At 70.8% G+C, this 20,836-nt stretch carries 24 protein-coding genes; 21 read left to right on the forward strand and 3 right to left on the reverse strand.

The features are described 5' to 3' along the window. Window positions 1-6: 6 nt before the first annotated feature. Window positions 7-285 carry a hypothetical protein gene (locus ABD213_RS09560; protein ID WP_344327372.1) on the forward strand — a complete coding sequence of 93 codons (279 nt, stop codon included), beginning with the start codon at window positions 7-9 and terminating at the stop codon, window positions 283-285. Between the two features lie 3 nt (window positions 286-288). After that, window positions 289-2,994, forward strand: a complete 2,706-nt coding sequence (locus tag ABD213_RS09565; RefSeq protein ID WP_344327374.1) for a DNA methyltransferase — start codon at window positions 289-291, stop codon at window positions 2,992-2,994. A 4-nt stretch (window positions 2,995-2,998) separates the two neighbouring features. On the opposite strand, the gene ABD213_RS09570 is transcribed toward ABD213_RS09565, so the two are convergent. Beyond that, window positions 2,999-3,361 carry an ArsC/Spx/MgsR family protein gene (locus tag ABD213_RS09570; RefSeq protein WP_344327376.1) on the reverse strand — a complete coding sequence of 121 codons (363 nt, stop codon included), beginning with the start codon at window positions 3,359-3,361 and terminating at the stop codon, window positions 2,999-3,001. A gap of 45 nt (window positions 3,362-3,406) precedes the next feature. On the opposite strand from ABD213_RS09570, the gene ABD213_RS09575 reads away from it, so the two are divergent. Continuing rightward, complete coding sequence (locus ABD213_RS09575) at window positions 3,407-4,177, forward strand: crotonase/enoyl-CoA hydratase family protein (protein WP_344327378.1); 771 nt, start codon at window positions 3,407-3,409, stop codon at window positions 4,175-4,177. 32 nt (window positions 4,178-4,209) lie between these two features. Here ABD213_RS09575 and ABD213_RS09580 read toward each other — a convergent pair whose 3' ends face one another. Further along, window positions 4,210-5,361 (reverse strand): HNH endonuclease signature motif containing protein, encoded by a 1,152-nt coding sequence (locus ABD213_RS09580; protein WP_344327379.1) that lies wholly within the window; start codon window positions 5,359-5,361, stop codon window positions 4,210-4,212. A 341-nt stretch (window positions 5,362-5,702) separates the two neighbouring features. Between ABD213_RS09580 and rpsP the strand changes: the two genes are divergently transcribed. From rpsP to ABD213_RS09645, 13 genes are all read left to right on the forward strand, one after another. After that, complete coding sequence (gene rpsP, locus ABD213_RS09585; RefSeq protein WP_344327381.1) at window positions 5,703-6,176, forward strand: 30S ribosomal protein S16; 474 nt, start codon at window positions 5,703-5,705, stop codon at window positions 6,174-6,176. A gap of 2 nt (window positions 6,177-6,178) precedes the next feature. Continuing rightward, complete coding sequence (locus tag ABD213_RS09590; protein WP_344327382.1) at window positions 6,179-6,424, forward strand: RNA-binding protein; 246 nt, start codon at window positions 6,179-6,181, stop codon at window positions 6,422-6,424. A 7-nt stretch (window positions 6,425-6,431) separates the two neighbouring features. Next, window positions 6,432-6,956 (forward strand): ribosome maturation factor RimM, encoded by a 525-nt coding sequence (rimM, locus tag ABD213_RS09595; protein WP_344327383.1) that lies wholly within the window; start codon window positions 6,432-6,434, stop codon window positions 6,954-6,956. Then, entirely contained in the window at window positions 6,957-7,691 is a 735-nt protein-coding gene (trmD, locus tag ABD213_RS09600; RefSeq protein ID WP_344327386.1) for a tRNA (guanosine(37)-N1)-methyltransferase TrmD, read from the forward strand. A 141-nt stretch (window positions 7,692-7,832) separates the two neighbouring features. Continuing rightward, window positions 7,833-9,080, forward strand: a complete 1,248-nt coding sequence (locus ABD213_RS09605; RefSeq protein ID WP_344327387.1) for an ammonium transporter — start codon at window positions 7,833-7,835, stop codon at window positions 9,078-9,080. Window positions 9,081-9,366: 286 nt separating this feature from the next. Further along, window positions 9,367-9,717, forward strand: a complete 351-nt coding sequence (gene rplS / locus ABD213_RS09610; RefSeq protein WP_344327389.1) for a 50S ribosomal protein L19 — start codon at window positions 9,367-9,369, stop codon at window positions 9,715-9,717. Between the two features lie 66 nt (window positions 9,718-9,783). Further along, complete coding sequence (gene lepB / locus ABD213_RS09615; RefSeq protein WP_344327390.1) at window positions 9,784-10,449, forward strand: signal peptidase I; 666 nt, start codon at window positions 9,784-9,786, stop codon at window positions 10,447-10,449. Beyond that, complete coding sequence (locus tag ABD213_RS09620) at window positions 10,446-11,090, forward strand: ribonuclease HII (protein WP_344327391.1); 645 nt, start codon at window positions 10,446-10,448, stop codon at window positions 11,088-11,090. The genes lepB and ABD213_RS09620 overlap by 4 nt, the downstream gene beginning before the upstream one ends. A gap of 4 nt (window positions 11,091-11,094) precedes the next feature. After that, on the forward strand, window positions 11,095-11,412 hold the full coding sequence (locus ABD213_RS09625) for a DUF2469 domain-containing protein (protein ID WP_344327393.1): 318 nt from the start codon (window positions 11,095-11,097) through the stop codon (window positions 11,410-11,412). Window positions 11,413-11,537: 125 nt separating this feature from the next. Further along, the gene (locus ABD213_RS09630; RefSeq protein ID WP_344327394.1) at window positions 11,538-11,900 is read left to right on the forward strand and encodes a YraN family protein; all 363 of its coding nucleotides are present in this window, start codon (window positions 11,538-11,540) and stop codon (window positions 11,898-11,900) included. Then, window positions 11,900-13,489: a YifB family Mg chelatase-like AAA ATPase gene (locus ABD213_RS09635; RefSeq protein ID WP_344327396.1), complete on the forward strand. Its 1,590-nt coding sequence runs from the start codon at window positions 11,900-11,902 to the stop codon at window positions 13,487-13,489. The genes ABD213_RS09630 and ABD213_RS09635 overlap by 1 nt, the downstream gene beginning before the upstream one ends. Continuing rightward, window positions 13,486-14,643: a DNA-processing protein DprA gene (dprA, locus tag ABD213_RS09640; RefSeq protein WP_344327398.1), complete on the forward strand. Its 1,158-nt coding sequence runs from the start codon at window positions 13,486-13,488 to the stop codon at window positions 14,641-14,643. The genes ABD213_RS09635 and dprA overlap by 4 nt, the downstream gene beginning before the upstream one ends. Window positions 14,644-14,678: 35 nt before the next feature. After that, complete coding sequence (locus ABD213_RS09645; protein ID WP_344327726.1) at window positions 14,679-15,590, forward strand: tyrosine recombinase XerC; 912 nt, start codon at window positions 14,679-14,681, stop codon at window positions 15,588-15,590. A 22-nt stretch (window positions 15,591-15,612) separates the two neighbouring features. Here ABD213_RS09645 and ABD213_RS09650 read toward each other — a convergent pair whose 3' ends face one another. After that, window positions 15,613-16,398 carry a peptidoglycan DD-metalloendopeptidase family protein gene (locus tag ABD213_RS09650; protein ID WP_344327399.1) on the reverse strand — a complete coding sequence of 262 codons (786 nt, stop codon included), beginning with the start codon at window positions 16,396-16,398 and terminating at the stop codon, window positions 15,613-15,615. 464 nt (window positions 16,399-16,862) lie between these two features. Between ABD213_RS09650 and rpsB the strand changes: the two genes are divergently transcribed. The 5 genes from rpsB to ABD213_RS09675 are packed head-to-tail and all read left to right on the forward strand — an operon-like array spanning window position 16,863 to window position 20,836. After that, window positions 16,863-17,756 (forward strand): 30S ribosomal protein S2, encoded by an 894-nt coding sequence (rpsB, locus tag ABD213_RS09655; RefSeq protein WP_344327401.1) that lies wholly within the window; start codon window positions 16,863-16,865, stop codon window positions 17,754-17,756. A gap of 38 nt (window positions 17,757-17,794) precedes the next feature. Continuing rightward, on the forward strand, window positions 17,795-18,610 hold the full coding sequence (gene tsf / locus ABD213_RS09660; protein ID WP_344327402.1) for a translation elongation factor Ts: 816 nt from the start codon (window positions 17,795-17,797) through the stop codon (window positions 18,608-18,610). Window positions 18,611-18,652: 42 nt separating this feature from the next. Then, a complete protein-coding gene (pyrH, locus tag ABD213_RS09665; protein ID WP_344327405.1) occupies window positions 18,653-19,417 on the forward strand; it encodes a UMP kinase in 765 nt (254 codons plus the stop codon). Further along, window positions 19,417-19,971, forward strand: a complete 555-nt coding sequence (gene frr, locus ABD213_RS09670) for a ribosome recycling factor (protein WP_344327728.1) — start codon at window positions 19,417-19,419, stop codon at window positions 19,969-19,971. Before pyrH ends, frr begins: the two co-directional genes overlap by 1 nt. Window positions 19,972-20,011: 40 nt before the next feature. Continuing rightward, window positions 20,012-20,836 (forward strand): phosphatidate cytidylyltransferase, encoded by an 825-nt coding sequence (locus tag ABD213_RS09675; protein WP_344327406.1) that lies wholly within the window; start codon window positions 20,012-20,014, stop codon window positions 20,834-20,836.

Below are 20,836 nucleotides of genomic sequence, written 5' to 3' on the forward strand. Positions count from 1 at the left end.
GAACCCATGCCTGCTGCAGCACCCGAGCCCGGACGTCGTGACCTGGATGCCCGAACGGACGACCAGGTCGCTCTGGAGCGGTCCGCGCAACGCGTCTCGGACGTCCTGCTCACCCTCGAGCACTCCATCGCTGCGGCGAAGAAGGCGTTGAAGGTCGTGCAGAAGGACGGCGTCGACACGAATGCCGAGCTCGCGCTCACGGCGCTCATCCCCGAGCTCGAGCGTCAGCGCAAGCGCCTGCAGCAGGACACGTACTTCGCCGGCGACTCGCTGCGTCTGCTCTGACCCGTGGCGCTCAGCGGCCTCGAGATCCAGGCCAACCTCACGTCGTTCGTGCAGCGGTGGAGCGGGTACCAGGGCACGGAGAAGTCGGAGGCGCAGACCTTCCTGAACGAGCTGTTCGCCTGCTACGGGTCGGACCGCCTGCTGGTGGGGGCGCGCTTCGAGGACTTCAGGTCCTCGGCCGGCTTCATGGACCTGCACTGGCCCGAGGTCTGCATCGTGGAGATGAAGCGCCCCGGCACCGATCCGGCGACGGCACGGCGGCAGATCCAGCGGTACTGGGTGGAGTCGGCCGACGAGGCCGAGGGTCGGCGCGCCGCGCGGTACGTCGTCATCTGCTCCTTCGACGCCTTCGAGATCTGGCAGCCGGGGGAGTTCCCCAAGAACCCGCGCGTGACGCTGCGCCTGGAGGACCTCCCGTCCCGCTACGACGTGCTGGCCTTCCTGGCCGGACCGCAGGTGGAGCCGTCGTTCGTCGAGCACGACCGCGAGATGACCAAGGAGGCGGCGGGGGCGCTCGCTCGGGTCTACGAGTCGCTCGTCGACCGTGTCGCGGCTCCGCCGCAGGACATCCAGCGGTTCGTCATGCAGTCGGTCTGGTGCATGTTCGCCGAGGACCTGCGGATGCTGCAGGACTGGCCGTTCGAGCGGACGGTCCACCGGCTCCTGCAGGACCCGTCGCTGAACTCCGCCAAGGAGCTCGGCTGGCTGTTCCGGGTGCTGAACCAGAAGGGCAAGCAGAACCGCGTCGGCGAGCTGACGGGCACGACCTACGTCAACGGGGACCTCTTCGCCGAGCCTGCCGAGGTGACGCTCCGCCCCGACGAGCTCCGCTGGTTGAGCGAGGCGACGTCGTACGACTGGAGCCAGGTCGACCCCACGATCTTCGGGTCGCTCATGGAGGGCGTGCTGGGCGACCGACGCTGGGAGCTGGGCGCCCACTACACCCACGAGGTCGACATCATGAAGATCGTCGGACCGACGATCGTCGCCCCGTGGCGCGAGCGCATCGAGGCCACCGCCACCCCGGCGCAGGCCCGGGACCTGCTCGACGAGCTGTGCCGCTTCCGGGTCCTCGACCCCGCGTGCGGCTGCGGCAACTTCCTCTACGTGGCGTACCGCGAGCTGCGCGAGCTGGAGTTCGTCCTGAAGCAGCGGATCCGTGACCTCGCGCAGGAGACCGGCCTGCCGGTGCCGCCCGGCCCGTGGCCGTTCGTGCCGCTCACCAACATGCAGGGCATCGAGATCGAGCCGGCCTCGGCGCTGATCGCACGGGTGACGCTCTGGATGGGTCATCGCCAGATGATCGAGCGGTTCGGCGAGGCGGAGCAGCCGCTGCCGCTCGTCACGCTGTCGAGCATCAAGACCGCCGACGCCCTCCGGGTCCCCTGGCCCGAGACCGACTGCATCGTGGGCAACCCGCCGTTCCTCGGTTCGCAGCGCATCCGGCAGGCCTTGGGTGACGCCTACACGGAGTGGCTGAAGACAGAGTTCGGTGTCGGCGTGAAGGACCTGTGCGTCTACTGGTTCCGACGGGCTGTCGATCATCTGCAGCCCGACCAGCGTGCTGGACTCGTCGGCACGAACTCGATCTCGCAGAACCGAGCCCGTAGCGCCTCCTTGCAGTACGTCGTCGATCGGGGCGGCGTCATCACTGATGCGGTGGCCTCGCAGAAGTGGCCCGGCGAAGCCAAGGTTCATGTGTCGATCGCGAATTGGGTGCACGATCCGTCGGTGATTCCGGCCGTCGCCGTCACCGACGGGCTCGCAGTGAGCGCCATCGGACCTGACCTGCGCGAGACAACGTCAGAGCGGACGCCAGAGACCCTTTCGGCCAACCGATCGAAGTGCTTTCAAGGGCCGATCCCCGTTGGCGCGGGGTTCATCCTGGACGAGAGCGACGCTCGTCGGCTGCTATCCATTGAGGAGATGGACTACTCAGCAGTGGTCCGTCCATTCCTGACGTCAGACGACATCTTGAACCGTCCGTCTCAGGCTCCATCGCGTTGGATCATCGACTTCGCGTCGGCCACTCTCGAGGAGGCGAGCCGGTACCCGGCTGCTCTTGAGATCGTGCGCGACCAAGTCAAGCCCTTCCGCGAGGGGGTTCGCCGAGAGGGACATCGAAAAAAGTGGTGGCTCTTCGGGGAACCGCGAGTTGGTATGCGAGCGGCGTTGGAGCCGCTCTCTCGTCACATCGCTACCGGTCGACATTCGAAACGTTTCGGTCTCGCATGGGCAGAACCCTGGACGCTTGCAAGCGATGCCACGAACATCTTCGCCTTCGACGACGACTTCTCCATGGCGGTGCTGCAGTCGCGGGCCCACGTGGCGTGGGCGTGGCAGCAGGCCTCCACCCTGAAGGGCGACCTCCGCTACACGCCGACCTCGGTGTTCATGACCTTCCCGTGGCCCGACCAGGCCACGCAGGAGCAACGCGACGCGGCCGCCGACGCCTCGCGGCGCCTGCTGGCGCACCGCGCCGAGCTGTGCCGGGAGTTCTCGGTCGGTCTCACGAAGCTCTACAACGCGATGGACGAGGGTGCGCACGCCGGGCTCGCGGGGTTGCACCGGGAGGTCGACGTCGCGGTCGCCGCCTGCTACGGGTGGCCGGCCTCGGTGGCGCAGGACGACAGGGAGCTCGTCCGACGGCTTCGTGACCTGAACCAGGAGATCGTCGAGGGCGCCCGCCCGTACGCCCCCTTCGACTGATGATTCACGAGCGCAGGAACTCCTCGGCGCGAGCCTTCGGCCGGCCGATGATCGCGCGATCGCCGCGCACGAGCACCGGACGCTCGAGCAGACGCGGGTGCTGCACCAGCAGGTCCGCGACCTGCTCGGGAGTCGTGTAGGCGTCGGCGTCGAGCCCTTGCTCCACGAAGAACCTGTCCTTGCGGACGAGGTCGGCCGGATCGTCCTCGAGGATCGCGATGAGCTCGAGCAGCTCCTCGCGCGTGAGCGGGGTGGTGAGGTAGCGCACCAGCTCCGGTGCCAGCCCCGCGTCGCGCGCCTGCTCCACCGCGTGGCGGGAGGTCGAGCACGAGGGGTTGTGCAGGATGCGCAGCGTGCTGTCGGACATGGCTGGATCCTAGGGAGCCACGGTCGTCGTGCGTAGGGTGAGCCCATGACAGGCATCACCTTCGCGGTCGACGGACCGGTCGCCACCGTCACGATGGACCGGCCCGAGGTGCGCAACGCCGTCGACGGCCCGATGGCTGCGGCGTTGCGCGACGCCTTCCTGGCCGCCGAGGCCGATCCGCAGGTCTGCGTCACCGTGCTGCACGGCGCGGGAGGCACCTTCTGCGCGGGTGCGGACCTGAGCGCCGTCGCCGACCCCGAGCGGCGCCACGAGCTCGACCCGGCCGGCGGTGGTTCCGGGCCGATGGGACCGACGCGTCTCGCGCTGGGCAAGCCGCTGATCGCTGCGGTCGCCGGCCACGCAGTGGCCGGCGGTCTCGAGCTCGCGCTGCTCGCCGACGTGCGCATCGCCGAGCCCGACGCCGTCTTCGGCGTGTTCTGCAGGCGCTGGGGCGTCCCGCTCATCGACGGCGGCACGGTGCGTCTGCCGCGGGTCGTCGGCCAGGGCCGTGCGCTGGACATGATCCTCACGGGTCGGCCCGTGGACGCCGAGGAGGCGTTCGCCATGGGACTGGTGAACCGTCTCGTGGGGCCAGGGGAGGCCCTCGGTGCCGCGCAGCAGATGGCACAGGACATCGCCGCGTTCCCGCAGGAGTGCCTGCGGGTCGACCGGGCCTCGGCGCTCGCCCAGTGGGACCTCGACCTGGCCGATGCGTTGCGTGCCGAGGGGGCGGCCGGGGTGCCGGTCGTGGCGGCCGAGGGCGCCGCAGGGGCCGAGCGCTTCGTCACCGGCGAGGGTCGGCACGGCGCCTTCTGATCGACGAGGAGCCGCCGATGATCGCGGGGTCGTCAGGCGGGGACGTGCTCGGCAGGGCTTGACGGGATGGTGCGTCCGGTGGGCAGGATCCATCGCAGGACGTCGTGTCCCTTCATGGAGTGGTGTCTCCTGCACAGTGCCCACATGTTCGATCCGTTCGTCGCCCCGGTGGGCCAGGGTTCTCGGTGGTCCAGGTCGCATCTCTCCGCCGGGACTCGACATCCTGGTGCGCGGCAGACCCCGTCCCTGAACCTGATGGCCTTGGCGAGGGTCTCGGGGGCGAACCGTCCGACGTAGTCGTGAGCGAGGACGTCGCTGGTGACGGGATCGGTGACGATCCGGTGCCAGAAGGTGTCGTCGGGGTCGAGGTCGTCGAGGATCCACGAGGCGGGGACGGACCATTCGCCATCACTGGATTCGGCGTGGCCGTCGATGAGTCCGGTGAGGACGTCCGCCTCGATCGTGACGGCGATGTCGCCGGTGACGGTGGGGAGGTCGGTGGTCTCGCCGTGGGTGAGCCAGGAGACGAACAGATCCGCAGTCCGCTGCGGCAGCGTGCGGGTGTCGTCATCGTCCAGAGGAACGCGGGCGGCGCGGTCGAGGCGCTTCATCACCGCCGCTGCCTGGTGCGACGGGAGGTAGGCCGAGAGCCAGGACATGCCGTCCTCGAGGTGGTGCAGCGACACGTGCCGCTGCTCACGGGCCTTCTCCGCCCGCTCGAGCGCCTCGGCGGGCTCGACCTTGGTGACGAACCGCTTGATCCAGGCCCTGAGCTCGCTGGTGGTGTGGGTGGTCGCGTAGGCGAGGGCCTTGGAGTCCAGCAGCGCCCACGAGGACTCCCGTTCCAGGCGATCCAGACCGGTGGAGATCTCCCGAACCCGGGCGGCATCGATGACACCGTCGCAGAACGCGGCCCAGCAGGTGGGCGCGTGGGCGACCATCCGGTCTGCGATCGCGAGCCTCGACCAGACCTGGTTCTCCGAGAGGCCCATGGCCTGCCCGATCGACATCGGGATCGCCGAGCGCTCCACGAGCTGACGCATCGAGCCGTCGAGCCGACTGATGCGTGCCTCCTCGGCGTCGCGGAAGGCGAGCATCGCCGAATACTGTGCCGCCTCGGCCCGCGCCACCGCGCGGGTGGCCGAGGTCATGGCCGCCTCGCTCGTGCTCTCCCCGATGTCCATGAATCAAACCTACGTGCGACCACCGACAGTCGATCTCGCATGATCGCGATGTGGTGCTGGTGGCTCGATGCGTCCGCGTCGGTTCGTTCTTCTCCGCCTCGGCCATGCCCCCAGGCACTGTGTGCAGGGCCTCGTGTCGGACGTCCGTCGCTCTGCGCTGGCGGACCGCGCCAGGGGGTTTGGCCCAGCCGTCCCGGCTCTGGCACAATGACCCATTGCGTCCGGAAGCGTCGCGGTCCCTCTCAACCGCGCGATCCCGGCCCACCGGCTCCCGGCCCTCACGTGCCCCACGCGCGAGGCCGCGTCATCACCTGAACTACCACCAAGGAGACACCACACCCGTGGCCGTCAAGATTCGCCTCAAGCGGATGGGCAAGATCCGCACCCCGTTCTACCGCATCGTCGTCGCCGACTCGCGCACCAAGCGCGATGGTCGAGTGATCGAGGAGATCGGCACCTACAACCCCAAGACCGAGCCCTCCACGATCCACGTGCAGTCCGAGCGCGCCCAGTACTGGCTCGGCGTGGGCGCACAGCCCACCGAGGCCGTCGCGGCCATCCTGAAGCTCACCGGCGACATCGGCGGCACCAACACCCTGCGCCAGCCCGAGCCGAAGGCCGACAAGGCCGAGCTCTTCGACAAGGCGCTCAAGGAGATGCACGCCGAGCCCAAGGCCGAGGCGACCACCAAGAAGGCGAAGAAGGCCGAGGAGCCGAAGGCGGAGAAGGCCGAGGAGCCCAAGGCCGAGGAGCCGACGGCCGACGAGACCCCGACCGAGGACGCAGCCGAGGCCACCGCCAAGGACGAGGCCTGAGCATGGCCGCACCCACCCGTGAGGTCATCGAGCACCTCGTCGCCGGCATCGTCGAGCATCCCGACGACGTCCGGGTCCGCTCCAAGCAGACCCGGAACGGTGACCTCTTCGAGGTGCGCGTCAACCCTTCCGACCTCGGCAAGGTGATCGGCCGCCAGGGCCGCACCGCCAAGGCGATCCGCACGGTCACCCAGGCCGTCGCGGGGTCCACCCGCATCGACTTCGTCGACGTCGACCGCCAGCGCTGAGGACAGCGTGCAGGTGGTCGTCGGCCGCATCTCCCGTGCCCACGGGATCCGCGGCGAGGTGACGATCGACATCCGCACCGACGAGCCCGAGCGCAGATTCGCGCCGGGCTCGTCGGTGCGTGTGGGCGAGCAGGAGATGCAGGTGCGCTCGTCGCGTCGTCACTCGGGCCGGCTCCTGGTGCAGCTGGAGGGAGTGGTCGACCGGACCGCGGCCGAGGCCCTCCAGGGCCGTACGGTCTCGAGCGAGGTCGACCCGGACGAGGCCACGGGCCGCTCCGACGAGTTCTACGACCGTCAGCTCGTGGGTCTCGAGGTCGTCCTCGCGTCCGCGCCCGACGCGCCGGTCGGACGCGTCACGGCCGTGCAGCACCTGCCCGCGCAGGACCACCTCGTCGTGCGCGTGGGCACCCAGGACGTCATGGTCCCGTTCGTCGAGGCCCTGGTCCCCTCCGTCGACCTGCAGACGGGGACCGTGACGGTCGTCGACCTCCCGGGTCTGCTCGACCCGGACGCAGCCGACGAGGTGCGCTGAGTGCGCATCGACGTCGTCTCCATCTTCCCGGCCTACCTCGACGCCCTCGACCTCTCGCTGGCCGGCCGCGCCAGGGCCAGCGGACTGCTGCAGGTCCAGGCGCACGACCTGCGCGACTTCACCCATGACCGGCACCGCACCGTCGACGACACGCCCTACGGAGGCGGAGCCGGCATGGTCATGCGCCCCGAGCCGTGGGGGGAGGCGCTCGACGCCGTCGCGGGCGACGACGCCGTCGTCATCGTCCCGACCCCGTCCGGACGCCCGTTCACGCAGCGCGACGCGGAACGACTCGCGCTCGAGCAGCACCTCGTCCTCGCCTGCGGTCGGTACGAGGGCATCGACCAGCGCGTCATCGACCACGCCTCGACCCGGTGGCGCGTCGAGGAGATCTCGCTCGGCGACTTCGTCCTCAACGGGGGAGAGGTCGCCGCGCTCGCGGTGATCGAGGCCGTCGTGCGGCTGCTGCCGGGATTCATGGGCAATCCTCGGTCGCTGCAGGAGGAGTCCCACGGCCCCGACGGGCTGCTGGAGTACCCGGTGTACACCAAGCCGGCGGTGTGGCGCGGGCTCGAGGTCCCCGAGGTCCTGCGCTCGGGCGACCACGGCGCGATCGCCCGGTGGCGTCACGACCGCGCGCTCGAGCGCACCGCCGAGCGTCGGCCCGACCTGCTCGAGCGCCCCGACGACCACGCCGACGGCGGCGGACCCGAGGCCCCCGACACGCGGATTTAACACACCCGGACGTCGTGTAACGGCCCCGTCACACCTTGGCAAGGCCGGGAAAACACCTCGCACTCAGGATCGTCTCAGCGTCAGGGAGCAGCAGCATCGCTGCCCAGGCGTACCGATTCCCAATCCATAGGTGAGGTAGATATGTCCATCTACGTAGCGTGGACGCTCGTGTGTGCGGCGCTCGTGATCTTGATGACTCCGGGTCTCGCGTTCTTCTACGGCGGTCTCGTGAAGTCCAAGTCCGTCGTGTCGATGATGATGCTCAGCTTCGGCTCCATCGTCGTCGTCGCGATCCTGTACGTCCTGTACGGCGCCAGCCAGATCGGAAGCGAGGGCGGCGGCTACTTCGGCAACCCCCTCGACGACTTCGGCCTGTCGGGGGTCGCCGAGAGCGCCAACGGGGCAGCGTTCGAGGCCACCGAGGTCGCTCAGCTGTTCGAGGGCGGCAGCTTCGCAGACCACGCCTTCCTGGTGGCCTTCTGCATCATCACCGTCGCCCTGGTCTCCGGTGCCGTGGCCGATCGCGCGCGCTTCTGGCCCTGGATGCTCTTCGCCGCGCTGTTCGCCACCCTCGTCGTCTTCCCGACCTTCCGCTGGCTCTGGGGCGGCTCGGGCTGGCTGGCCGAGGACGTCTTCGGTCTCGGGGGTGCCTACGACTGGGCCGGCGGCACGATCATCCACCAGTCCGCCGGTGCCGCGGCGCTCGCGCTCGCGCTCGTCCTGGGACGCCGCAAGGCCGGCTTCTCCAAGGAGGAGGCCGCCCCGCACAACGTCCCGCTGGTGCTCATCGGTGCGGCCATCCTGTGGTTCGGCTGGTTCGGATTCAACACCGGCGTCTACGGCTCCAACCTCGACCAGACGGGGCTGATCTTCCTCAACACGCTGATCACCCCGGCCGCTGCCGCCCTGGGCTACATCGCCGTCGAGACCTTCAAGGACGGCAAGGCGACCGCTGTGGGCGCCGCCTCCGGCATCGTCGCCGGCCTCGTGGCGATCACCCCGGCCTGTGCGTTCGTGACGCCGGTCTGGGCCATCGTGCTCGGGATCGTCGCCGGGTCGATCTGCGCCTTCGCGATCGACCTGAAGTACAAGCTCGGCTACGACGACTCGCTCGACGTGGTCGGTCTGCACCTGGTCGCCGGCTTCATCGGCTGCCTCTACGTCGGCCTCTTCGCCAGCGTCGAGGTCGAGGGTCTGTTCATGGGCGGCGGTGCCACCCTGTTCGGTGCCCAGCTGGTGTCCTCGCTCTTCGTGATCGCCTTCTCCTTCATCGTCACCTACGTGATCGGCACGGCGATCGAGAAGACGATCGGCTTCCGCGCCACGGAGGAGGACGAGATCGCCGGTATCGACATCGTCCTGCACGGCGAGGGCTACGCCCTCGACTGATCGGGACCGGTGGGGCACCCTCTCGGGTGGGTGCCCCGCCACCGAAGGGGCATCCGCTCGGGTGGGTGCCCCTTCGGCGCGTCCAGGCGCCGTGCCATCTCCGCGTATCCGAGCGGTCGCAGCCGGGAGGCGATTTCGTCGCGACGGCCGGGCTGTGGCAGACTTGTCCTTTGGCGCCGGACGGCTCTGCCACAGGGGATCCGTCACGCGACGCCGATGGGTCCGGCCCATCGCCCCCCACTTCTGAACCACCGTCGGTGACCTGTGGCACCAGCGAGGAGCAACCATGACCAACGTCGTCGACCAGATCGCCGCCGAAGCCAAGCGCGATGACGTGCCCGACTTCCGTGCCGGCGACACCCTCAAGGTCCACGTCAAGGTGGTCGAGGGCAACCGCTCCCGCGTGCAGGTCTTCCAGGGCGTCTGCCTCAAGGTCCAGGGCTCCGGCGTCGGCCGGACGTTCACCGTCCGCAAGGTCAGCTTCGGTGTCGGTGTCGAGCGCACCTTCCCGCTCCACACCCCGGTCATCGAGAAGATCGAGGTCGCGACCCGCGGCGACGTCCGTCGCGCCAAGCTGTACTACCTGCGCTCCCTGCGCGGCAAGGCCGCCAAGATCAAGGAGAAGCGCGAGGACTGAGGGTCTCGACCCTCGCTGCGCGCATGTCCTCGTCACGACTCAGGAACAGGCGGTTAGGCTCCGTGCGTGAGTGAGACCACCAAGCGCCAGCTGCCCGTCTGGCAGGAGTCGATCCTCCTGGTGGTCACGGCGGTCGTCATGGCCGTCGTCGTCAAGGCCTTCCTCCTGCAGGCGTTCTACATCCCGTCGGAGTCGATGGAGCCCACGATGCTCGTCGACGACAAGATCCTCGTCCAGAAGGTGTCCTACTGGGCCGGCGACCCGCAGCGCGGGGACGTCGTCGTCTTCGACGACCCCGGCGGATGGCTCAACGAGTCCGAGACCGCGGCGCCGGCCAACGTGCTGCAGCAGGGTCTCGAGCGGATCGGTCTCTTCCCCACCGGCGGTCACCTCATCAAGCGCGTCGTCGGGGTCGGCGGCGACCGCGTCGAGTGCTGTGACGAGCAGGGCCGGCTCATCGTGAACGGCGAGCCGGTCGAGGAGCCCTACCTGCAGGACCCCTCGGTGAACGGCGATCTCACCTTCGACGTCGAGGTGCCCCAGGACTACCTGTGGGTGCTGGGCGACAACCGCGGCAACTCCGCGGACTCCCGGATGCACCAGGGCGACCCCGGCGGAGGGTTCATCCCCGTCGAGTCGGTCGTGGGCAAGGCGTGGCTGCGGGTGTGGCCCTGGAAGCGGATCGGCTTCCTGCGCGACACCGAGGCGTTCTCGGCCACGTCCGGACCGTGACCACCCTGGCGCCCGGACGCTCGGTGCGCCGCGACGCCGGGCTCTACGGGTACGAGCGGGCCCTGCGACGTCGCGGGCTCGAGCCCGTCGCCGGGGTCGACGAGGCGGGCCGCGGCGCGTGCGCCGGACCGCTCGTCGCGGCCGCCGTCGTGCTCGAGCGGGAGGTGCCCGGTCTGGCCGACTCCAAGCTGCTCACCGCTGCCGCGCGTGAGCGCTGCTTCGACCTCATCGCGAGCCGCGCCACCGACGTCGCGGTGGTCGTGGTGCCGCCGCAGGAGTGCGACGCCACGGGCCTGCACCGTGCCAACGTGGCAGCGCTGCGGCGAGCGCTGTGGCGTCTGCGGGTCCGTCCCGGGTACGTGCTGACGGACGGCTTCCCGGTCGACGGGCTCGGTGTCCCCGGCCTGGCGGTCTGGAAGGGCGACCGCGTGGCGGCGTCCATCGCGGCGGCGTCCGTCGTGGCGAAGGTGACCCGTGACCGGCTCATGACCGACCTCCACGAGCGATACCCTCACTACGACTTCGCCACGCACAAGGGCTACACCACCGCGACGCACAGCGATGCGCTCGCCCGGTTCGGTCCGTGCCCGGAGCACCGCTTCAGCTACGTCAACGTCCGTGCAGCGATGGAAGGCCGATGAACGCATGAGCGCCGAGGACCTCGAACGGTACGAGAACGAGCAGGAGCTCGCCCTGTACAAGGAGTACCGCGACGTCGTGAAGATCTTCACCTACGTCGTGGAGACCGATCGCCGCTTCTACCTGTGCAACGCGGTCGACGTGAAGGTGCGCTCCGAGACCGGCGACGCCTACTTCGAGGTGACCATGACCGACGCGTGGGTCTGGGACATCTACCGCCCCGCGCGGTTCGCCAAGAACGTCAAGGTCCTGACCTTCAAGGACGTCAACGTCGAGGAGCTCGCCGACTCCGACGTCAAGCTGCCCCCGGGCACGGGCAGCTGATCGCGACCCCCTCCGGAGACCTCGGGGGCTGAGGCTCGTCCACAGGCAGCCTCGGACGAGGGCGTTTCCCACAGCGGCCCGGCCGACGCCTTCTCCCTGCCGCCATCACGGACGAGGCTGGGGCCATGAGCCACGCCCGCAACCACGCCCTCGGTCGCTACGGCGAACGTGTCGCTGCCGAGCACCTCGTCTCCCTCGGGATGACGATCGTCGCGACCAACTGGACGAGCCGCTACGGAGAGATCGACCTCGTGGCCCGCGACGGCGGCACGCTGGTGGTCTGCGAGGTGAAGACCCGCACGGGCTCGGCGTTCGGCGGTCCGCTGGAGGCGGTCACCCCCACCAAGGCCGCCCGGCTGCGGCGACTCGCCGCCCACTGGCTGGAGGTCCACGACGTGGAGCCGGAGTCCCTGCGGATCGACGTCGTCGGCGTGCAGGTCCCACGGCGCGGCGCGGCTCGCGTCGAGCGGATCGCAGGAGTCGCCTGATGGCCGGCATCGCGCACTCGGTCGCGCTCGAGGGCCTCGTCGGACGTCCGGTCGAGGTGGAGGTCGACGTCAGCTCCGGCATGCCGGGCACCATCGTCGTCGGTCTCGGGGACACCATCGTCAGCGAGGCACGCGAGCGTGTCCGGGCGGCGGTCATCAACTCCGGCGTCGCGTGGCCCGAGCACCGCGTGGCGATCAACCTGGCCCCGAGCACGTTGCCCAAGAGCGGCTCCCACTACGACCTCGCCATGGCACTCGCCGTGGTGGCGGCCAAGCGGGTGATCTCCTCGGACCAGCTCGCCGGGACCGCCTACGTCGGGGAGCTGGCGCTCGACGGCCGACTCCGCGCGGTGCGCGGCGTGCTGCCGGCGACCCTCGCGGCTGCCGAGGCGGGCTTCGAGTCCATCGTCGTGCCGGAGGTCAACGTCCCCGAGGCGCGGCTGGTCCCCGGCATCCGGGTCGTGGGGGTGCGCTCGCTGCGCCAGTGCCTCGCCCGGGTGACCGGTGAGCCCGAGCCCGACGACCCCGAGGTCCCGCCGCTCGACGACTCCGCGGGCACGACGGCATGGGGCGGCGCCGGAGGAGGGATCGGCCTCGACCTCGCGGACGTCGCCGGCCAGGAGGACACTCGCACCGCCGTGGTCGTCGCGGCTGCCGGCGGACACCACCTGCTCATGACGGGGCCGCCGGGGATCGGCAAGACGATGCTCGCCCAGCGCCTCCCCGGACTCCTGCCCGACCTCGACCACGCCCAGGCCCTGGAGGTCAGCGCCGTGCACTCCCTGGCCGGCGTGCTCCCCAGCGACGCCCCGCTCGTGCGACGACCGCCCTTCGTCGACCCCCACCACACCGCGACGGCCGTGGCCATCGTCGGCGGCGGCAGCCGCGGCATCCGGCCGGGGGCCCTGAGCGTCGCCCACCGCGGGGTGCTGTTCCTCGACGAGGCGCCCGAGTTCGCCTCCAACGTCCTCGACGCCCTGCGCCAGCCCCTGGAGAGCGGGCACGTCGTCGTCTCGCGCTCGGCGCAGACCGCTCGGTTCCCGGCCCGCTTCCAGCTGGTGCTCGCGGCGAACCCCTGCCCCTGCGGTCAGGGCGGGTCCGTGACCCAGGAGTGCGACTGCACCCCGCTGATGCGCCGTAGGTACCGCGACCGCATCTCCGGGCCGGTGCGCGACCGCATCGACATCCACCGCCAGCTCGTGGCGCCCTCCCGGCCGGAGCTGGCCCATGCAGTGGCGGCCGGGCGGTCCACCGCCGAGCTCGCACCGCTCGTGCATCTCGCACGCGAACGGCAGCAGCATCGCCTCGCGGACACCCCGTGGGCGTTGAACACCGACGTCCCGGGGGTCGAGCTGCGCAAGCGCTGGCCGGTGAGCGAGTCGGGCAGGGCACTCGTGGAGTCCCAGCTGGCGGCCCGCAAGCTGTCGGCTCGCTCGGCCGACCGCATCCTTCGCGTCGCCTGGACGGTGGCGGACCTGCGCGGGCACGACCGACCGGACCCGGACGACGTCGAGCTGGCCCTCGCGCTCCGCCGCGGCACACCCTTGGGCAGCGGTCTACGCGACCTGACCGTGGGTGCCGCCTCGTGAGCGGGCGCAGCCAGGAGCGACTCGCCCGCCTCGAGCTGTCACTCGTGGCCGAGCCTGGCGACGGGCGGCTCGCAGCACTTCTGCAGGAGCTGGCACCCTCCGACGTCCTGGACGCGGTGCGGCGTGGAACGGCGTCCGTCCCGGCCGTCTGGCGTGAGCGCGTCGCCGGCTCCGACGAGCGGGCTCGCTCGGTCCTCGAGCTCGGTCGCGAGCGCGGTCTGCGGTGGGTCGTGCCAGGCGAGAGGGAGTGGCCGGCCCCGGTCGACGACCTCGCTCACCTCACCGGCCGCGGGATCGGCGCGTCGCACGACGGCGGTGGTGCCCCGGTCGGGCTCTGGGTCCGGGGGCGAGGGCGACTCGACGAGGTGGTCGAGCAGGCGGTGGCCGTCGTCGGCGCCCGCGACTGCACCGCCTACGGCAGCGAGATCGCCTCCGAGCTGGCCGCCGACCTCGCCGACGCCGACGTCGGGGTCGTGAGCGGAGCCGCTTTCGGGATCGACGCCTCGGCCCACCGCGGTGCGCTGGCCCTCGGCGGACCCACGGCCGCCGTGCTGGCGTGTGGCGCCGACCTCGACTACCCACGTGCCAACGCTGCGCTGCTCAGCCGGATCGCCTCCGACGGGGTGGTCGTCAGCGAGCAGCCTCCCGGCCAGGTGCCGACCAAGTCCCGCTTCCTCTCCCGCAACCGCATCATCGCGGCCCTGGCCACCGCGACGGTCGTCGTCGAGGCAGCGGTCCGCAGCGGGTCCCTCAACACGCTCCGGTGGGCCGAGGCGCTCGGCCGTCCAGCCATGGCAGTGCCCGGCCCGGTGTCCTCCCAGCAGTCCGCGGGCTGTCACCGAGCGATCCGCGACGGTCGCGCCGTCCTCGTGACGGAGGGCCGTGACGTGCTCGCCGAGGTGCGGGGTCCCGGCGTCGTCGCCGAGCCACCGCCCGGCGGGTCGGGCACGGAGTTCGACCGTCTGCCCGCACCGGTGCGTTCCGTCCTCGACGCGCTCAACTGGGAGCGTGCGCTGGCCGTCGCGGAGGTCAGCGCGGCCGCCACGGTCGCCACCGGCGACACCCGGCGTGCCCTGGAGCTGCTGCGCCGGCGAGGTCTCGCCGAGACGTCCGACGCGGGCTGGCTCCTCGCACGGCGAGCCGACCTGGCCTGAGCGACGCGGCGGGGCACAGTGGACCCGTGGAGGAGATGGCGGAGGCATGGGCGGAGGCGCTGGCCGCCTTCGAGCGCCACCTACGTCACGAGCGCGGGCTGTCGGAGCACTCCGTGCGGGCGTACCTCACCGACCTCTCCACCCTCGCCGAGCACGCCGGTCGGCTGCGGGTCGACGACCCCCGCCACCTGACGTTGCGCACCCTGCGCAGCCACCTCGCCACCCAGCAGACCCTCGGCCGCGCCCGCACGACACTCGCGCGGCGCGCGACGTCCACCCGTGTCTTCACGGCCTGGCTCGTGCGGACCGGACGCGCCGACGAGGACGCCGGTGCTCTCCTGGCCAGCCCCAAGGCGCACCGCGAGCTACCCGCGGCGTTGAGCCGCACCGAGGTGCGTGACCTGCTGGACGCTGCGGGCCACCGGGCACGCAGCGACGGTCCCGTTGGCCTGCGGGACCACGCGATCCTCGAGCTGCTCTACGCCACCGGCGTCCGCGTCGGCGAGCTGTGCGGGCTCGACGTCGACGACGTCGACCACGCCCGACGGCTCGTGCGGGTCATGGGCAAGGGAGCCAAGGAACGGTCGGTGCCGTTCGGCGCACCGGCCGCCGAGGCGCTGCAGGCATGGTCGTCCGCGGGACGCCCGCACCTCGTCCGGGACGGGAGCGGGCCCGCCCTGTGGCTGGGTGTCCGCGGTGGACGACTCGACGTCCGCGCGGTGCGCGCCGTGGTGCACGACCGGCTCGCCGACGTCGACGGAGCACCCGACCTCGGTCCCCACGGGTTGCGGCACACGGCCGCCACCCACCTGCTCGAGGGCGGCGCCGACCTCCGCAGCGTCCAGGAGATCCTGGGGCACGCCTCGCTCGGGACCACCCAGATCTACACCCACGTCAGCTCCGAACGGTTGCGCGCGGCCTACCGCCAGGCCCATCCCCGCGCCTGACGTCGCGATCGGCGTCGGTCCCTCACACGAAGAGCATCGGGTCGACCGGCGCGCCGTCGCGCTCGACCATGAAGTGCAGGTGGCAGCCGGTGGACAGCCCGGTGGTGCCGACGCTGCCGATCCGCGTCCCGGCCTCGACCCGCTGGCCGACGACCACGGCGAAGGCCTGCAGGTGCGTGTAGCCGGTCCGTGTGCCGTCCCCGTGGTCGAGCACCACCCGCCAGCCGTAGGCGGGGTGCCGCTCGCGCAGCACGACCGTCCCGGCGGCGGCGGCCTGCACCGGGGTGCCGCACGGGGCGCCGAGGTCGACACCGTCGTGGAGCTTGCGAACACCGGTGACCGGGTGCACGCGCATGCCGAACGGCGACGTCACGGGACCGCCGACAGGACGCAGGAACGAGCCGTCGCCTGCCGTCGCTGGCCGCGGAGGTGGTCCGTCCGGGTCGACGAGGCGCACGCGCTGCCCTCGGCCCAGTCGCTCCAAGGGGTCGAGGTAGTCCTCGCCGAGCAGGCGACCGAGGTGCAGGCAGACCGTCGCACAGTGGCTGCCGGCCGGTCCCAGGCGACCGAGGCCCTGGCCGCGGTCGACCGCGTCTCCCACGGCGACGACGCGATCCTCGACGGGCTGGTAGGTGGAGCGTTCCGCACCGTGGGACACCGTGACCACGCCGACCCCAGCGACGGTCCCGGCGAAGGTCACGGTGCCCGGGGCGACGGCGCGGACGGTCTCCCCGGGCGCGCCGCTGAGGTCGACCCCACGGTGGCCGGCACCGTAGCGTGACGCCGGCAGGTCGAGGTCCCGGGCCACCGCGCGAGTGTCGAGCGGCCATGACCAGACCGCGTCCTGCTCGGCCCCGTCCGCCGCCGACGGCACCGTGACGAGGAGGAGCGAGACGGCCGTCGCGACCAGGAGGAGGCACCGGCGGACGGGCGATGCCTGGCCGGGAGATGAGGGCGAGGAGCAGTGCATGCGCTCAGCCAAGCGGCCTGCGGCCGAGGCGCCCACCGACGAGCTGCGCCCTTGTGGACACTGCGGCCCGGTCGGCTCGGCTGTGGATTTCCCGATTCCGCCGGACCTGGCGTACGATGAGCCCCATCACGTCCTCGGACGTGAAATTCGCACGCCCGTCCTCCTTGTGACGCGAGAGCCGAACACGGGCGCGGTCCTGGTCCCCTCGGGGTTGGCCCGCGCAGCACGGGTGTCAGGGCACCGCCGCCGGCGGTGCGACAACCAGGACCGGGCACACGCGTGCCCACGAAGGAGAAACGACCATGGCCGTCGTCACCATGCGCCAGCTGCTCGAGAGCGGCGTCCACTTCGGGCACCAGACCCGTCGGTGGAACCCCAAGATGAAGCGCTTCATCATGACCGAGCGCAACGGCATCTACATCATCGACCTGCAGCAGTCGCTGGCCTACATCGACGCCGGGTACGAGTTCGTCAAGAGCACCGTCGCGCGCGGCGGCACGATCCTGTTCGTCGGCACCAAGCGCCAGGCCCAGGAGCCCGTCGAGGAGCAGGCCAAGCGCGTCGGCATGCCCTACGTCAACCAGCGCTGGCTCGGTGGCATGCTCACCAACTTCCAGACGATGCACCAGCGCCTGCAGCGCATGAAGGAGCTCGAGGAGATCGACTTCGACGACGTGGCCGGCTCCGGCCGCACGAAGAAGGAGCTCCTGCAGATGCGTCGCGAGTACGACAAGCTCAACCGCACCCTCGGTGGCGTGCGCGACATGGGCCGCACCCCGTCGGCGGTCTGGATCGTCGACACCAAGAAGGAGCACCTGGCGGTCGACGAGTGCAAGAAGCTCGGCATCCCGATCGTCGCGATCCTCGACACCAACTGCGACCCCGACGACGTCGACTACCCGATCCCGGGCAACGACGACGCCATCCGCTCGGTCGGCCTGCTGACCCGGGTCGTCGCCGACGCCGTCGCCGAGGGCCTGATCGCCCGCAGCGGCGCCAAGACCGAGGGGGAGGCCGGCAACGAGCTCGGCTCCGAGGAGCCCATGGCCGAGTGGGAGCGCGAGCTGCTGCAGTCCAAGGACGCCCCGGCTGCCGAGGCACCCGCCGCCGAGGCTCCTGCTGCCGAGGCGCCCGCCGAGGAGGCCCCGGCCGCCGAGGCGACCGAGGCCGAGTCCGCCGAGACTCCCTCCGCCTGATCGCCACCCACCCACCCAGAATCTGAGGTAGACACCCCATGGCCATTGCAGCCGCAGACGTCAAGAAGCTCCGCGACGCCACGGGCGCCGGCATGATGGACGCCAAGAAGGCGCTCACCGAGGCCGACGGCGACTTCGACAAGGCGATCGAGATCCTGCGGATCTCCGGTGCCGCCAAGGCCGCCAAGCGCGGCGCCGAGCGCGAGGCCGGCTCCGGCCTGGTCGCCAGCGCCGGCTCGGCGCTCGTCGAGCTCAACTCCGAGACCGACTTCGTCGCCAAGAACGACCAGTTCGTCTCGCTCGCCGAGGAGCTCGCCACCGCTGCCGACGCCACCAAGCCGGCCTCGGTCGAGGAGTTCCGCGGCCAGCAGCTGCCGAGCGGCAAGACCGTCGACGAGGCCATCTCCGGGCTCGCGGCCGTCATCGGCGAGAAGCTCGAGCTGGGTCGCGTCGTGGCCTTCGACGGCCAGGTGGCCACGTACCTGCACCGTCGCGCCAGCGACCTGCCGCCGGCCGTCGGCGTGCTCGTCGAGTACACCGGTGACGACGTCGAGGCCGCTCGTGCCGCAGCCATGCAGATCGCCGCGATGCGTCCGCAGTACCTCAGCCGTGACGAGGTCCCGGCCGACGTCGTGGCCAAGGAGCGCGAGATCGCCGAGGCCACCGCACGCGAGGAGGGCAAGCCCGACCAGGTCGTCGCCAAGATCGCCGAGGGCCGCCTCAACGGGTTCTTCAAGGACGTCGCGCTGCTCGACCAGCCGTCGGTCCAGGACAACAAGAAGTCCGTCAAGGCGATCCTGGACGAGGCCGGTGTCACGATCACCCGCTTCGCCCACATCGAGATCGGCGCCTGAGGCACCACCGCACGACCCATCGACGAAGGGACCGGATCGACCATGGACGAGACCACCACGGACGATCCGGTCCCTGTTCGTCGGGTGCTGCTGAAGCTGTCCGGTGAGGTGCTGGGTGGTGGGTCCCTCGGCATCGACCCCGACGTCGTCAACGGCATCGCCGCCCAGATCGCCGAGGCCGTCAAGGACGGCGTGCAGGTAGGGATCGTCGTCGGCGGCGGCAACTTCTTCCGCGGTGCCGAGCTCAGCCAACGGGGCATGGAGCGTTCGCGTGCCGACTACATCGGCATGCTCGGCACGGTCATGAACTGCCTCGCCCTGCAGGACTTCTGCGAGAAGCAGGGCATCGAGACGCGGGTGCAGTCGGCCATCACGATGGGCCAGGTCGCCGAGCCGTACATCCCACGCCGGGCCATCCGGCACCTGGAGAAGGGCCGCGCGGTGATCTTCGGCGCCGGCGCCGGCATGCCGTACTTCAGCACCGACACGGTCTCGGCCCAGCGTGCGCTGGAGATCAAGGCCGACGCGGTGCTCATGAGCAAGAACGGGGTCGACGGCGTCTACACCGCCGACCCGCGGACCGATCCCGACGCCCGACTGCTCTCGGAGGTCTCCTTCGAGGACGCCCTGCGCCACGGCTTGAAGGTCGTCGACGCGGCCGCGTTCGCGTTGTGCATGGAGAACGCGCTGCCGATGATCGTGTTCGGCATGGAGGGTGAGGGGAACATCTCCCGAGCGCTGCGAGGTGAGAGGATCGGCACGCTGGTCCATGACGGATCGGCGACGACGACAGGAGAAGCACCGTGATCGACCAGACGCTGCGCGAGGCCGACACCAAGATGGGCAAGGCCGTCGAGCACACCCGCGAGGAGTTCGCCGCGATCCGCACCGGTCGTGCCCATCCGGCGATGTTCGCCCAGATCACGGCCGAGTACTACGGCACGCCCACGCCGCTGCAGCAGCTCGCCGGGTTCCAGGTCCCCGAGCCGCGCACCGTGATCATCAGCCCCTACGACGCCGGCGCCAAGCCGGCGATCGAGCGGGCCATCCGCGACTCCGACCTCGGCGTCAACCCGACCGACGACGGCAAGGTGCTGCGCGTGACGCTGCCCGAGCTGACGGAGGACCGGCGCAAGGAGTACATCAAGCTCGCCAAGAGCAAGGCCGAGGACGGGCGGGTCGCGGTGCGGGGCGTGCGCCGCAACGCCAAGCAGTCGCTCGACAAGGCCGAGAAGGACTCCGAGATCAGCCAGGACGAGAACGTCGGCGCCGAGAAGCGCCTCGACGCCCTCACCAAGAAGCACGTCGAGCTGATCGACGAGATGCTCAAGAACAAGGAAGCGGAGCTCCTTGAGGTCTGAGGCACCGACCGACGGACCAGCAGGAGAGCCCGACCCGGCCGTGGCTCAGAAGCAGAGCCGCGCCGGCCGCAACCTGCCGGCGGCGATCGCCGTCGGTGTCGGGCTCGCGGGCACCGTCATCGCGTCGTTGGTCCTGCTCAAGGACGTCTTCGTCCTGGTCGTCGTGGTGGCGCTCGGGATCGGGCTGTGGGAGCTGACGCGGGCCTTCCGCACCGCCGACATCACCGTCCCCGTCCTGCCGGTGCTCACCGGCGGCACGTTCATGCTGGTGGGTGCCTTCTACGGCGGCATGGAGACCGCTGCCGTGGCGATGGCGCTGACCGTCATCGGCACGCTGGTCTGGCGCCTGTCCGACGGCGCGAACGGCTTCGTCCGCGACGCCAGTGCCGGCGTGTTCTCCCTGTCCTACCTGTACCTCATGGGCGTCTTCGTCCTGCTCATGCTCGTCGAGGACGACGGACCGTGGCGCATCGTGGCGTTCATCGTCGTCACGGTCGGCTCCGACATCGGGGGCTACGTCGCCGGCATCCTGTTCGGTCGGCACCCGATGGCTCCGACGATCAGCCCCAAGAAGTCCTGGGAGGGCTTCGCCGGCTCGCTCACCTTCGGCGTGCTCGTCGGCGTCCTCGTCGTGCTCTACGGCCTGCAGGGCCCGTGGTGGGCCGGGGTGGTCCTCGGGGTGGCCGCGGTCATCATGGCCACGCTCGGCGACCTCTCGGAGTCGCTCATCAAGCGCGACCTCGGGATCAAGGACATGGGCGACCTCCTGCCCGGGCACGGCGGGCTCATGGACCGGCTGGACTCGCTCATCGCGGTCGCGCCCGTCGCCTGGCTGATCCTGTACTACCTGGTTCCCGTGGCCTGA

The sequence above is a fragment of the Aeromicrobium halocynthiae genome (assembly GCF_039531385.1).
Lineage (GTDB): Bacteria > Actinomycetota > Actinomycetes > Propionibacteriales > Nocardioidaceae > Aeromicrobium > Aeromicrobium halocynthiae.